The sequence below is a fragment of the Myxococcus sp. RHSTA-1-4 genome (assembly GCF_020037125.1).
GTDB lineage: Bacteria > Myxococcota > Myxococcia > Myxococcales > Myxococcaceae > Myxococcus.
The window spans coordinates 23,386-38,937 of record NZ_JAIQDG010000060.1; the positions used below are offsets into that span (position 1 = coordinate 23,386).

General features: G+C 72.8%; 1 protein-coding gene. It reads left to right on the plus strand.

Features of this window, described 5'->3' with window-relative positions; genetic code table 11:
* A partial coding sequence (locus tag K8638_RS42350) for a non-ribosomal peptide synthase/polyketide synthase (protein WP_223760481.1) occupies window positions 1-15,552 on the plus strand: 15,552 nt, incomplete at its 3' end.

A 15,552-nucleotide genomic window follows, 5' to 3' on the forward strand; every position in this document is an offset into this window, starting at 1 on the left:
ATGAGCGACATCAAGAAGCGCCTTCAGTCCCTCAGCCCCGAGCAGCGCGAGCAGCTTCTCCGTCAGCTCAAGCAGGAGAGCGCCAACACCGCGAAGCCGGGCACCCGGGCGCCCATCGCGCGGCTGCCCCGCACCGGCGCGGTGCTGCCGACGTCGTTCGCCCAGCAGCGCATGTGGTTCCTGGACCAGCTCGAGCCCGGGAGCGCGGCGTACAGCATCCCCCTGCTGGTGCGCATGCAGGGCACCGTGGACGTGGCCGTGCTGGAGCGCTGCCTCGCCGTGCTGGTGGAGCGCCACGAGTCGCTGCGGACGACGTTCCGCTCCGAGGACGGCAAGCCGGTGCAGGACGTGGCGGCGGCGATGCAGGTGCCGCTGGCGGTGGTGGACCTGCGCGGCGTGGATGCGTCCGTGCGCGAGGCGGAGCTGAAGCGCGTCGCGGGTGAGGAGCTGCGCCGCCCGTTCGACCTCGCCCAGGGGCCGCTGGTGCGCGCCATGCTGCTGCGCGTGGCGGACGACGACCAGGTCTTCCTGATGGCGATGCACCACATCGTCACGGACGGCTGGTCCATGGGCGTGCTCATCCGCGAGCTGGTCACCCTGTACGGGGCGCTCTCGGTGGGCAACGCGCCGCCGCTGGAGGCGCTGCCGCTGCAGTACGCGGACTACGCGGCCTGGCAGCGGGAGTACCTGCGTGGCGAGGTGCTGGAGAAGCAGCTCGGCTGGTGGCGCGAGCAGCTCAAGGGCGCCCCCACGGGCCTGGAGCTGCCCACGGACCGGCCGCGCCCCGCCGCCCAGTCGCTGCGCGGCTCCAGCCTGCCGGTGCGCCTACCCAAGGCCCTGTCCGAGTCCCTCAAGGCGCTGGCCCAGAAGGAAGGCGCCACGCCCTTCATGCTGCTGCTGTCGGCCTTCCAGGCGCTGCTGTCCCGCTACTCGGGGCAGGACGACGTCGTCGTCGGCACGCCGGTGGCCGGCCGCACCCGCGCGGAGACGGAAGGCGTGGTGGGCCTCTTCGTCAACACGCTGGCCCTTCGCACGAAGCTGGACGGTGAGCAGACCTTCCGCGAGCTGCTGGGCCGCGTGCGCGAGACGACGCTCGGGGCCTTCGCGCACCAGGACGTGCCCTTCGAGAAGCTCGTCGAGGAGCTGCAGCCGGAGCGGGACCGCAGCCGCCCGCCCTTCTTCCAGGTGATGTTCATCCTGCAGAACACCCCGGCGTCGGCCGCGCGCATCGCGGGCGTCACCCTGACGCCCATGGACGCCGACACCCAGACGTCCAAGTTCGACCTCAGCCTCGCGCTGACCGACACGGCGGACGGCTTCGCCGGCGGCATCGACTACTGCACGGACCTGTTCGACGGCGCCACCGTCCAGCGCCTCGCGGGCCACTTCCAGGCCCTGCTGAGCGCTGCCGTCGCCGCCCCGGACCGCAGCCTGCGTGAGCTGTCCCTGCTCCCCGCCGACGAGCGCCGCCAGCTCGACGCCTGGAACGCCACCGGGACGACGTACTCCATCGACTGCCTGCACCGCCTCTTCGAGGCTCAGGCCGCGCGCACGCCCGACGCCACGGCCGTCGTGTTCGAGGACCAGCAGCTCACGTACCGGCAGCTCGACGAGCGCGCCAACCAGCTCGCGCACCACCTGCGCTCACTGGGTGTCGGGCCCGAGGTGCGCGTCGCGCTGGCGCTGGAGCGCTCGCTCGACCTGGTCGTCGCCATCTACGCCACCCTCAAGGCCGGCGGCGCCTACGTCCCGCTGGAGCCCACCAACCCGCGGGACCGCCTCGCCTTCATGCTGGGCGACTGCGCTCCGGCCGTCCTCCTCACCACCCGGGCCCTGCGCCAGCGGCTGCCCGAGTCGTCCGCCACCACGCTCTACCTGGACGCCCTGCCGCCCGAGGTGGCCTCGCTGCCGGCCCACGCGCCGGACTCCGGCGTGCAGCCCCAGCACCTCGCCTACGTCATCTACACGTCCGGCTCCACGGGCCTGCCCAAGGGCGCGATGAACGCCCACGCGGGCGTGGCCAACCGCCTCCTGTGGATGCAGCAGGCGTACGGCCTCACCGCGTCCGACACCGTCCTGCAGAAGACGCCCTACGCCTTCGACGTGTCCGTGTGGGAGTTCTTCTGGCCGCTGCTGACCGGCGCGCGCCTCGTCCTCGCCCGCCCCGGTGGGCACCAGGACCCTGCGTACCTCGCCCGCCTCATCCAGCAGCAGTCCGTCACCGCACTGCACTTCGTGCCGTCCATGCTCGCGGCCTTCCTCGACGAGGAGACCTCCGCCGCGTGCACCTCCGTGCGCCTGCTCGTGTGCTCCGGTGAGGCGCTCCCCGCCGAGCTGGCCTCGCGCTCCCTGGCCACCCTGCCCGGCGCGGCCCTGCACAACCTCTACGGCCCCACCGAGGCCGCCGTCGACGTCACCGCGTGGCACGTGCGCCCGGGCTCCTTCCGCGCGTCCGTTCCCATTGGCGTGCCGGTGGCCAACACGCAGATCCACCTGCTGGACGCCTCACTGCAGCCGGTGCCCGTCGGCATCCCTGGCGAGCTGTTCATCGCCGGCGTCCAGGTGGGCCGTGGCTACCTCTCGCGCCCGGACCTCACCGCCGAGCGCTTCATCCCCGACCCGTTCTCCTCCACGCCCGGCGCGCGCATGTACCGCACGGGCGACCTCGCGCGGCGCCTGCCGGACGGCTCCATCGACTACCTCGGCCGCCTGGACTTCCAGGTGAAGCTGCGCGGCTTCCGCATCGAGCTGGGTGAAATCGAGTCCGCGCTGGCCCAGCACCCCACCGTGCGCGACGCGGTGCTGATGGCCCGCGAGGACGTGCCCGGCGACAAGCGCCTGGTGGCCTACGTCACCGCGCGCCAGGGACAGAGCATCGACGTGGAGGCCCTGCGCAAGCACCTGGGCGCGAGCCTGCCCGAGTACATGGTGCCCTCCGCCTTCGTCGTCCTGGAGGTGATGCCCCTCTCCGCCAACGGCAAGGCGGACCGCAAGGCCCTGCCCGCTCCCGCCGCGCCCACGCGGACCGCGCGTGAGTTCGTCGCCCCGCGCAACCCCACCGAGGAGCTGCTCGCGGGCCTCTTCTCGCAGCTGCTCAACGTCTCGCGCGTCGGCGTCAACGACGACTTCTTCGCCCTCGGCGGCCACTCGCTGATGGCCACGCAGCTCGCCTCGCGCCTGCGCCGCACCTTCGGCGTGGAGTTGCCCCTGCGCGAGCTGTTCGAAGCGCCCACCGTGGCGGCGCTCGCCCTCCGCGTGGAGGCGGCCTCGCGCGCCGGCCAGGGCGTGAAGGTGCCGGCCATGCAGCCCGTGTCCCGCACCGGGCCGCTGCCGCTGTCCTTTGCCCAGCAGCGCCTGTGGTTCCTGGACCAGCTTGAGCCGGGTACGCCGACCTACAACCTGCCGGTGGCCCTCCGCATGGAGGGCTCGCTCGACGTGGACGCGCTGGAGCGCGCTTTCACGGAGCTGGTCCGCCGCCACGAGTCCCTCCGCACCACGTTCGCCAGCGTGGACGGGAAGGCCGTGCAGGTCATCACCCCGCCCGCGCCCGTGCGCCTGGAGCGGGAGCGCCTCACCTTCGCGTCCGCCGCGGAGCGTGAGGAGGGCGTCCAGCGCCTCGCCACCGAGGAGTCCCGGCGCCCGTTCGACCTGGGCACCGGCCCGCTGCTGCGCGTGCGCCTCGTCCAGGTGGACACGCGGGACCACGTGCTGCTGGTGACGATGCACCACATCGTCTCCGACGGCTGGTCCATGGGCGTGCTCGTGCGTGAGGTCGTCGCGCTGTACGAGGCCTTCCAGGCGGGCCGACCCTCGCCGCTGCCCGAGCTGCCCGTGCAGTACGCGGACTACGCCGCGTGGCAGCGCGCGTGGCTGTCCGGCAACGTGCTCGAGGGCGAGCTGTCCTGGTGGACGAAGCAGCTCGCGGGCATCTCCCCCGTGCTGCCCCTTCCCACGGACTTCCCGCGTCCCGCGGTGCGCACTGGCCGTGGCGCCAGCCTCACCACCCGTCTGCCCGCGGAGGTCTCCGCGGCCGTGCGCGCCTACAGCCAGCGTGAGGGCGTCACTCCCTTCATGACGCTGATGGCGGCGTTCCAGCTCGTGCTCGCCCGCTGGTCCGGCCAGACGGACATCGTCGTCGGCACCGACATCGCCAACCGCAACCGCGCCGAGGCGGAAGGGCTGATCGGCTTCTTCATCAACCAGCTCGCCCTGCGCACCGACGTGTCCGCGGCCCGCACCTTCCGCGAGCTCGTCTCGCGCGTGCGGGACACCACGCTGGCCGCCTACGCCCACCAGGACGTCCCCTTCGACGAGCTGGTGCGCGTGCTCAACCCCGAGCGCAGCCTGGGCCACGCGCCCATCTTCCAGGTGAAGCTCGTCCTCCAGAACGCGCCCATGTCGCGCGTGGAGCTGCCCGAGCTCGTCCTGCGGCAGGTGGACAGCGTCGCCTCCGTCTCCCGCTTCGACATCACCCTCTCGCTCACCGACACGCCCGAGGGCTTCGCCTGCCTCTGCGAGTACAGCACCGACCTCTTCGAGGCCGGCACCATCCACCGGCTCATCCAGCACCTGGGCACCGTCCTCGGCGAGGCCACGGCCCGTCCCGAGCTGGCCCCGCTGTCCGTGCCCCTGCTGCCCACGTCCGAGCGGGCCACCCTGCTCGACCAGTGGAGCGGCGGCATCCCCGCGGCCCCCTGGCAGGGCGGCGCGCACGAGCGCTTCGCGGCCCAGGCCGAGCGCACCCCCGACGCCATCGCCCTCACCTTCGGCGAGCAGCGCATCACCTACCGTGAGCTGAACGCGCGCGCGAACCAGCTCGCGTGGCACCTGCGTGCCCGCGGCGTGGGCCCGGACATGCGCGTGGCCATCTGCTTCGAGCGCTCGCCCGAGCTCATCGTCGCCATGCTCGGCGTGCTCAAGGCCGGCGGCGCGTGGCTGCCGCTGGACCCGAGCTACCCGGCGGACCGGCTCGCGTACATGCTGACGGACGCCGCCGCGCCCGTGCTCGTCACCACGGGCGCCCTGGCCGACGAGCTGCCGTCCCCGAGCGGGATGCTGGTGTGCGTGGACGAGGAGGCCGATGAGCTGGCCGCCTGCCGCGCCGACGCGCCGCCTCCCACCATGGTGCTCCCCGAGCACCTGGCCTACGTCATCTACACCTCCGGCTCCACGGGCCGGCCCAAGGGCACGCTGCTGACCCACGCCGGTCTGTGCAACACCGCCCTGGCCGCCGCCGGAAGCCTGGAGCTGGGCCCCGACAGCCGCGTGCTCCAGTTCGCGGCGTCCGGCTTCGATGCCTCCGTCTGGGAGATCTTCTCCACGCTGCTGGTGGGCGGCCGGCTGTGCCTGGCGCCCCAGCAGGAGCTGCTGCCGGGCGAGGCGCTGCACGGCTTCCTCGCGCGCGAGGGCGTCACCGCGGTGACGCTCACCCCCACCGCGCTGGCGCCCACGTCCTCCGAGGGACTGCCGGCGCTGAAGACGGTCACCGCCGCGGGCGAGGCCTCCACGCCCGAGCTGGCGCGGCGCTGGAGCCAGGGCCGCCGCTTCATCAACGCCTACGGCCCGACGGAAGTCACCATCTGCGCCACCCTGTGCCGCGACGTGGAGCCGGAGCGCCTGTCCATCGGCGGGCCGCTGGCGGGCGTGCGCGTGTACGTGCTGGACGCGTCGCTCCAGCTCGCGCCCGTGGGCGTGCCGGGTGAGCTGTACGTGGGCGGCGTGGGCCTGGCGCGTGGTTACCTCGGCCGGCCGGAGCTGACCGCCGAGCGCTTCGTGCCCAACCCCTTCGCCACCACGCCCGGTGAGCGGCTGTACCGCACGGGCGACGTGGTGCGCTGGCGCACGTCGGGTGAGCTGGAGTTCGTCGGCCGCGCGGACACGCAGGTGAAGATCCGCGGCTTCCGCATCGAGCTGGGTGAAATCGAGTCCGCGCTCTCGCAGCACCCCGAGGTGGAAGAGGCGGTGGTGGTGGTGCGCGACGAGGCCAACGGGCAGCGCCGCCTGGTGGCGTACCTCACGCCGCGCGACGAGGCCGCGCCGGAGACGGCGAAGCTGCGCGCGTTCCTCAAGGAGCGCCTGCCCGAGTACATGGTGCCGGCGACCTTCGTCACGCTGGAGGCCTTCCCCCTCAGCCCCGCTGGCAAGGTGGACCGCCTGCGGCTGCCGGCGCCCGAGGGCCACCGAGAAGAGGGCGAGACGCCCTTCGCCGCGCCGCGTGACGAGCGCGAGCGCGTGCTGGCGGACATCTGGCAGCAGGTGCTGGGCCGCGAGCGCGTGGGCATCCACGACAACTTCTTCGACCTGGGCGGTGACTCCATCATCGGCCTCCAGGTGGTGGCGCGCGCGCGCCAGGCCGGCCTGGTGCTGGACCCGAGGGAGATCTTCAAGCACCAGACGGTGGAGGCGCTCGCTCGCGTCGCCACCGAGGCCCGAGGAGTGTCCGGTGAGCAGGGCCCGGTGACGGGCCCGGTGCCCCTCACTCCCATCCAGCACGCCTTCTTCGAGCTGGAGGCCCCCGAGCCCCATCACTACAACCAGGCAGTGCTGCTGGAGGTCCACCAGCCGGGGCTGGCGGACGCGGCCGAGAAGGCCCTCCAGGCCGTGCTGGAGCACCATGACGCCCTCCGCCTGCGCTTCGAGCGCACCGCGGACGGCTGGAAGCAGGTGAACGCGGGCACGGAAGGCCGCGTGGAGTTGCGCCGGGTGGACCTGTCCGCGGTGCCGGAGGCCGGACAGGCCGAGGCCATCGCGAAGGTCGCCGCCGAGGTGCAGGCCAGCGTGGACCTGTCCAGCGGCGTGCTGCTGAAGGCGGCGTGGATTGAGCGGGGCGCCGGCCGCACCGCGCGGCTGCTGTGGGTGCTGCACCACCACGCGGTGGACGGCGTGTCGTGGCGCGTGCTGCTGGAGGACTTCTCCACGGCGCTGGGCCAGGCCGCGCGCGGCGACAAGGTGTCGCTGCCTCCGAAGACCACATCCTTCAAGGCGTGGGCGGAGAAGCTGGTGGAGCACGCGCGCTCGGAGAAGGTGGAGGCCGAGCGGGCGTTCTGGGAGGAGCAGGCGCGCGTGCCGGTGCGCCCGCTGCCGCTCGACAAGGCGGGTGGCGAGAACACCGTGGCGCTGGCCCGGAGCGTCAGCGTCTCGCTGGACGCGGAAGAGACGGGCGTGCTGCTGCGCGAGGTCCCCTCGGCGTGGCGGGCCCGGCTGGACGACGTGCTGCTGGCGGCGCTGGCGAACGCGGTGAAGGGCTGGACGGGCGAGGGCGCGGTGCGCGTGGACCTGGAAGGCCACGGCCGCGACGTCGAGGTCGAGGGCGTGGACGTGTCGCGCACGGTGGGCTGGTTCACCTCCGTGCACCCCGTGGTGCTGGCGCTGCCGGAGGGCGGGACGCTGGGCGATGGGCTGCGCGCGGTGCGGGACACCCTGCGCGCCGTGCCGGGCCGTGGCCAGGGCTTCGGGCTGCTGCGCTACCTGGGCCGTGAGGAGTCACAAGCCGCCCTGCGCGCGATGCCTCGCGCGGAGATCGCCTTCAACTACCTGGGCCAGCTCGACGCCACCGCGAAGGGCTCGGCGCTGCTGGGCCCCGCCGCCGAGGGCTCCGGTGCTCCGCTGGCCGCGAGCACGCCGCGCACCTACAAGCTGGAGGTCAACGGGCTGGTGCTGGACGGCCGGCTCCAGGTTTCGTGGACGTACGGTGAGCAGTTCCACGAGCGCGCCACCATCGAGTCGCTGGCGCAGGCCTTCCTGGCCTCGCTGCGCGCCCTCATCGCCGCCCGTGGCACGCCCGACGCGCGCCGCTACACGCCGTCGGACTTCCCCCTGGCCCGGCTGGACGCCGCCACGCTGGAGCGCGTGGTGCCCGCGGGCACGGAGGTGGAGGACGTCTACGCCCTGTCGCCCATGCAGCAGGGCCTGCTCTTCCACGCCACCCTCGCGCCGGACGCGGACGAGTACCTGGAGCAGGTGACCTGGAAGTTCCACTCGGGCCTGGACCTGGGGGCGCTGCGGCGCACCTGGGAGGCCCTGCTCGCGCGCCACGCCTCACTGCGCAGCGGCTTCGTCTGGGAGGGCCTGCCGGAGCCCGTGCAGGTGGTGGCCGCGAGCGCCCCGCTGCCGTGGACGGAGCTGGACTGGCGGGACATGGCGCCGGAGGCCCAGCAGGAGCGCTGGCAGGCGTTCCTGGCCGAGGACCGGAAGAAGGGCTTCGACCTGACCCGGCCTCCGCTGATGCGCATGGCCGTGGTGCGCCTGACGGACGACGTGCACGCGTTCGTGTGGAGCCACCACCACCTCATCATGGATGGGTGGAGCCTCGGCGTGCTGCTGCGCGAGCTGTTCCCGCTCTATGACGCCATGCAGGCGGGCCGCGCGCTGCCGGAGCTGGGAAGCCCGCCGCCGTACCGCGACTACATCGCCTGGGTGCGCCAGCAGGACCCGGCGCAGGCGGAGAACTGGTGGCGCAAGGCGCTGGCCGGCTTCAAGGCCCCCACCCCGCTGCCGGGCATCCGCCCCGCGGCGCGCGCGGGCGGCGCGTACCCGCGCCTGCTGGAGAAGCAGCTCGAGGTGGACGGCGAGGCCTGGGCCGCTTTGCAGGCCTTCGCGCGCCAGCACCAGCTCACCATCAACACCATCGTCCAGGGCGCGTGGGCCCTGCTGCTCAGCCGCTACAGCGGCGCGAAGGACGTCGCCTTCGGCGCCACCCTCTCCGGCCGCCCCGCGGGGCTCGGCCGCATCGAGGAGATGGTGGGCCTCTTCATCAACTCACTGCCGGTGCGCGTGCGTCTGCCGGACGATGCACAGCTCGTCCCGTGGCTGAAGGAGCTCCAGGCGTGGCAGGTGGACATGCGCGCCTACGAGCACAGCCCGCTGGTGCAGGTGCAGGGCTGGAGCGACGTGCGCCGCGGGCTGCCGCTGTTCGACAGCCTCTTCGTCTTCGAGAACTACCCCATCGACACCGCGGTGCGTGAGCGCACCGGCGCGCTGGAGATCCGCGACGCGGAGTTCCTGGAGCGCAAGACGTACCCGCTGGACCTGACGGTGGTGGCCAGCCGCACGCTGAAGATCGTCCTCGCGTGCGACGAGGACCGCCTGGAGGACCCGGGCGTCCCCGGCCGCCTGCTGGAGCAGATGCGCGTGGTGCTGGCCGGCATGGCCGCGCGGCCCACGCAGCAACTGGCGGAGCTCTCCCTGCTGGCCGAGCCGGAGCGCAGCCGGCTGCTGGTGGACTGGAACCAGAGCCAGTACGCCTTCCCCGCCGAGTCCTGCTTCTCCGCCCTCTTCGAGGCGCAGGTGGAGCGCACGCCGGACGCGGTGGCGGTGGAGTTCCAGGGCAAGACGCTCACGTACCGCGAGCTGAACGCGCGGGCCAACCGCCAGGCGCACGCGCTGATGGCGATGGGCATTGGCCCGGACCGCGTGGTGGCGCTGCTGGACGAGCGCGGCCCGCAGCTCCTCACGGGCATCCTCGCCGTCTTCAAGGCGGGCGGCGCCTACATCCCGCTGGATCCAAACCACCCGCCCGCGCGCATCGCGCAGGTGCTGGAGCAGGCCGGCGCGCCGGTGGCCCTGGCCTCGAGCGCGCTGATGCCGCTGCTGGAGGGAGCCGCCTCGCTGCTGCCCGTCGAGCGCCAGCCCCGGCGGATGGAGTTCTCCGCGCTGACGGACGGCTCGGACCAGAACCCCATGGCGCGCTCGGTGCCGCGCAACCTCGCGTACATCATCTTCACGTCGGGCTCCACGGGCGCGCCGAAGGGCGCCATGGTGGACCAGCTCGGCATGGTCAACCACCTCTACGCGAAGGTGAGGGACCTGGAGCTGACGGGCGAGGACATCGTCGCGCAGACGGCGTCGCAGTGCTTCGACATCTCCGTGTGGCAGTTCCTCATCGCCCTCGTGCTGGGCGGGCGCACCATCATCCTGGAGGACGAGATTGCCCACTCGCCCCCGGCCCTGCTGGACACGCTGGAGGCGCTGGACGTCACCATCGTGGAGACGGTGCCCTCGCTGCTCCGGGCGCTGCTGGATGAGGCCGATGACCGCGGTGAGCGCCGGCCGTCGCTGTCCAAGCTGCGGTGGATGGTGCCCACGGGCGAGGCGCTGCCTCCGGACCTGTGCGCGCGCTGGTTCCGCCACTACCCGAACATCCCCCTCATCAACGCGTACGGCCCGACGGAGTGCTCGGACGACGTCACGCACCACGTGCTGCGCGACGTGCCCACCACGGTGAACACGCCGGTGGGCCGTCCGGTGGCGAACATGCGCTCGTACGTGCTGGACGCGCTGCTCCAGCCGGTGCCGGTGGGTGTCGCGGGCGAGCTGTTCATCGGCGGCACGGGCGTGGGCCGCGGCTACGTGGGCCGGCCGGACCTGACGGCCGAGCGCTTCATCCCGGATGCCTTCAGCACGACGCCGGGCGAGCGCCTCTACCGCACGGGCGACCTGGCGCGGTGGCTGGCGGATGGGACCATCGAGTTCCTCGGCCGCATCGACCACCAGGTGAAGGTGCGTGGCTTCCGCATCGAGCTGGGTGAGATTGAGGTCGCCCTCTCGCGGCAGCCCGGCGTGTCGGCCGCCGTGGTGGTGGCGCGCGAGGACGTGCCCGGCGACAAGCGGCTGGTGGCGTACGTGGTGCAGGAGCCCGGCCACCCGTCCACGATGGCGGACCTGCGCTCGGCGCTGGAGCAGCGGCTGCCCGAGTACATGGTGCCGTCCGCGTTCGTGCGTCTGGACGCGTTCCCGCTCAACTCCAACGGCAAGGTGGACCGGGCGGCGCTGCCGGCCCCGGAGGCGGGCTCGTACGCGGAGCGCAAGGCGTACGTGGCGCCGCGCACGCCCACCGAGGAGCTGATGGCCGGGCTGTGGGCGCAGGTGCTGCGCCTGGACCGCGTCAGCATGGAGGACGACTTCTTCGAGCTGGGTGGCCACTCGCTGATGGCCATGCAGCTCGTCTCTCGCATCCGCGCCGCCTTCCAGGTGGAGCTGCCGGTGCGCGAGCTGTTCGAGTCGCTCACCGTGGCGAAGCTGGCCCTCCGCGTGGAGGCCCTGAAGCTGGCGGGCTCGGGGGCGCAGCCGCCGGCGCTGGTGGCGGTGCCGCGCACGGGCGAGCTGGCCCTGTCCTTCGGCCAGCAGCGCCTCTGGTTCCTGGCGCAGCTCGAGCCGGACAGCCCCTTCTACAACGTGGCCGGCGCGGTGCGGATGGAGGGCGCGCTGGACGTCGCCGTCCTGGAGCGCAGCTTCGCGGAGCTGGCGCGGCGCCACGAGTCGCTGCGCACGACCTTCCACTCCGAGGGCGGACGCCCGGTGCAGCTCATCTCGCCCGAGGGCAAGGTGCCGGTGGAGCTGCACGACCTGCGCGGCCTGCCCGCGGAGGAGCGTGAGGCGGCGGCACGCCGGCTGTCGTCCGAGGTGACGCAGCGTCCGTTCAACCTGGAGACGGGCCCGCTGATGCGCGCGGCGCTGGTCCGCATGGCGGACGAGGACCACGTGCTCCTGGTGACGATGCACCACATCGTCTCCGACGGCTGGTCGGTGGACATCCTCGTGCGTGAGACGGCGGCGCTGTACGACGCCTTCATGTCGGGGCGGCAGTCGCCGCTGCCGGAGCTGCCGCTCCAGTACGTGGACTTCGCGGCGTGGCAGCAGTCGTGGCTGAAGGACGACGTGCTGGAAGCGCAGCTCGGCTGGTGGCGCAACCAGCTCGCGGGAGCCCCGCGGGCGCTGGAGCTGCCCACGGACCGGCCGCGTCCGGCGGTGCAGACGTTCCACGGCGCCAGCCTGCCGGTGCGGCTGCCGCTCGCGGTGTCCGAGGCCCTGCGCACCTTCTGCCTGCGCGAGGGCGTGACGCCCTTCATGGTGCTGCTGTCCGCCTTCGAGGCGCTGCTGTCGCGCTACTCGGGCCAGGACGACGTGGTGGTGGGCACGCCCATCGCCGGCCGCAACCGCGCGGAGATGGAGGGCGTGGTTGGCCTCTTCATCAACACGCTGGCCCTGCGGCTGCGCGTGGGCCAGGCCCCGTCCTTCCGCGCCCTGGTCGCCCAGGCTCGCGAGGTGACGCTGGGCGCCTTCTCGCACCAGGACGTGCCGTTCGAGAAGCTGGTGGAGGCCGTGCAGCCCGCGCGTGACCTGGGCCGCACGCCCCTCTTCCAGGTGTTGTTCGCCCTCCAGAACGTCCCCGCGTCGGACGCGGAGATGACGAAGCTGAAGCTGCGGGCGCTCGACGTGGAGGTGCACACCGCGCGCTTCGATCTGGAGCTGAACCTCGTCGAGGGGCCCGAGGGCATCGTCGGCGCCTTCATCTACAACACCGACCTCTTCGACGCGGCCACCGTGGAGCGGATGGGCGGCCACCTGCACACGCTGCTGGAAGGCGCCCTGGCCCGGCCGGACGCGCCGCTCGCCGAGCTGCCCCTGCTGGCGAAGCAGGAGCGCCAGCGCGTGCTGGTGGAGTGGAACGACACCCGCGTGGCGTTCCCGGGTGACTCCACCCTGCACGCCCTCTTCGAGGAGCACGTCGCCCAGCGCCCCGACGCCGTGGCGCTGGAGTCCGCCTCCGAGAAGCTCACCTACCGTCAGCTCGATGAGCGCGCCAACCAGCTCGCCCACGCGCTGCGCCGCATGGGCGTCGGCCCCGACGCCCGCGTCGCCTTGTGCCTGGAGCGCTCCGTCGACCTCATCGTCTGCGTCCTCGGCATCCTCAAGGCCGGCGGCGCCTACGTCCCCCTCGACGCCTCCTACCCCCAGGAGCGCCTGGCCCTCATGGTGGAGGACGCCCGGCCCCAGGTGCTGGTGACGACCCGCTCCATGCTGGAGCGGCTGCCCACGGCCTCCATGCAGCTGTTGCTGCTGGACGAGGCCCGCGCCTCGCTGGCGCAGGAGCCCACCTCCGCGCCCTCCAGCGGCGCCACCGCTCGCAACCTCGCGTACATCGACTTCACCTCCGGCTCCACCGGCCGGCCCAAGGGCGTGTGCATCGAGCACCGCTCCGTCGCTCGCCTCGTCAAGGGCGTGGACTACGCGGAGCTGGGGCCCCAGCACACCTTCCTCCTCATCGCCCCCATCTCCTTCGACGCCTCCACCCTCGAAATCTGGGGCTGCCTCCTCAACGGCGGCAGGCTGGTGCTCTTCCCCGCTCACGCGCCGAGCGACGTGCGCGAGCTGCGCGAGGTCCTCACGCACCACGCGGTCACCACGCTGCACCTGACGGCCGGCCTCTTCAGCCAGATGGTGGACGCGGACATCCAGGGCCTGGCCTCCGTGCGCCAGCTCCTCACCGGTGGCGACGTCGTCTCCGCGCCGCACGTGCGCCGTGTGCTCTCCGAGCTGAAGATTCCGGTGACGGCCTGCTACGGCCCGACGGAGAGCACGACGTTCACGAGCTGCTTCCGGATGACGGAGCCGTCGCAGCCGGGCAACTCGGTGCCCATCGGCCGGCCCATCGCCAACACCCAGGTGTACCTCCTGGACGGCAACGGACAGCCGGTGCCCGCCGGTGTCCCCGGTGAGCTGTTCGTCGGCGGCGACGGTCTGGCGCGTGGCTACCTCCACGCGGACCTCACCGCCGAGCGCTTCGTGCCCAACCCGTTCTCCAACGTCCCGGGCGCCCGGCTGTACCGCACGGGCGACCTGGCGCGCTGGCGGCATGACGGCGTGCTGGAGTTCCTCGGCCGTGGGGACACGCAGGTCAAGGTGCGTGGCTACCGCGTGGAGCCGAGCGAGGTGGAGGCCGCGCTGCAGAAGCACCCCGGCGTGCGCGAGTGCGTCGTCGTCGCCCGTCCGGATGGGGCGGGTGGCAAGCGGCTGGTGGCGTACGTGTCCGGCGGGACGCCCGCGCCGACGGTGGCGGAGCTGCGGAGCTTCCTGGCCCAGCGGCTGCCCGAGTACATGGTGCCGGCCGCCTTCATGGTGCTGGACGCGCTGCCCCTGACGCCCAACGGCAAGGTGGACCGCCGCGCGCTGCCGGACCTGGGCAACGAGCGCCCCGAGCTGGAGCAGGGCTACTTGGCGCCGAGGACGCCCACGGAGGAGAAGCTGGCGGGCCTCTGGGCCGAGGTGCTGGGCGTGGAGCGCGTCGGCATCCACGACGGCTTCTTCGAGCTGGGTGGCCACTCGTTGCTGGCCACCCAGGTGGTGTCGCGCATGCGCGCGGCCTGGGGCGTGGAGCTGCCCCTGCGCGAGCTGTTCGAGTCGCCCACCATCGCCAGCCTCGCGTCGAAGGTGGACGCCGGGGTGGCCCGGCTCCAGGGCGACGAGTCGCGCCCCATGCGCAAGGTGGAGCGCACCGGCGAGCTGCCGCTGTCCTTCGCCCAGCAGCGCCTCTGGTTCATCGACCAGATGGAGCCCGGCAACACGCTCTACAACATCCCCATGGCCCTGCGGCTGGAGGGGGAGCTGGACGTGGCCGCGCTGGACGCGAGCTTCGTGGAGATCTTCCGGCGCCACGAGGCGCTGCGCACCACGTTCGCGCGCGGCGAGTCGGGCCCGGTGCAGCGCATCCAGCCCGCTCCGTCGTCGGTGCTGCGGGTGGAGGACGTGTCGGCGCTCGGCGGTGAGGAGCAGCAGGCCGAGGTCCGCCGCCGCGTGGAGGCGGAGATCCACAAGCCGTTCGACCTGGATCGGGGCCCGCTGCTGCGGTGCACCGTGATGCGCCTGGGCGAGCGCGAGCACGTGCTGGTGCTCACGATGCACCACATCATCTCCGACGCCTGGTCCACGGGCGTGCTCATCCGGGAGATGATGGTGCTCTACCCCGCCCTGCGCGCGGGGCAGGCCGCGCCGCTGCCGGAGCTGGCGCTGCAGTACGCGGACTACGCGGTCTGGCAGCGGGAGCGGCTTCAGGGCGAGGCGCTGGAGCAGCAGATTGACTGGTGGCGGAAGCAGCTCGCGGGTGCGCCCTCGCACCTGGAGATGCCCCTGGACCGGCCGCGTCCGGCGGTGCAGACCTCGCGCGGCGAGGCGCGCACGGTGGTGCTGCCGAAGGACCTGGCGGAGCGCCTCTCCGCGCTCGCGGTCCGCGAGGGCGTGACGCCCTTCATGCTGCTGCTGGCGGCCTTCCAGGTGCTGCTGTCGCGCTACTCCGGCCAGGACGACGTGTCCGTGGGCACGCCCATCGCCGGCCGCAACCGCGCGGAGACGGAGGCCCTCATCGGCTTCTTCGTCAACACGCTGGTGCTGCGCACGAAGCTGGACGGTGAGCCCACCTTCCGCGAGCTGCTGGCGCGCGTGCGCGAGACGACGCTGGGCGCCTACGCGCACCAGGACGTGCCCTTCGAGAAGCTCGTCGAGGCCGTGCAGCCCGTGCGAGACCTGAGCCGCAGCCCGCTCTTCCAGGCCGTGTTCGTCCTGCAGAACGCCCCGGCTCCCGACCTGGAGCTGCCGGGCCTCACCCTGCACACGCTCGAAGCGGCGCGTGACTCGGTGAAGTACGACCTGACGCTGACCATGGTGGACACGGCGCGCGGCCTGGCCACCACGCTCGAGTACAACACCGACCTGTTCGAGCGGACGACGGCGGACCGGATGCTGGGCCACCTGCGCACGCTGCTGGAGGCCGTCGTCTCC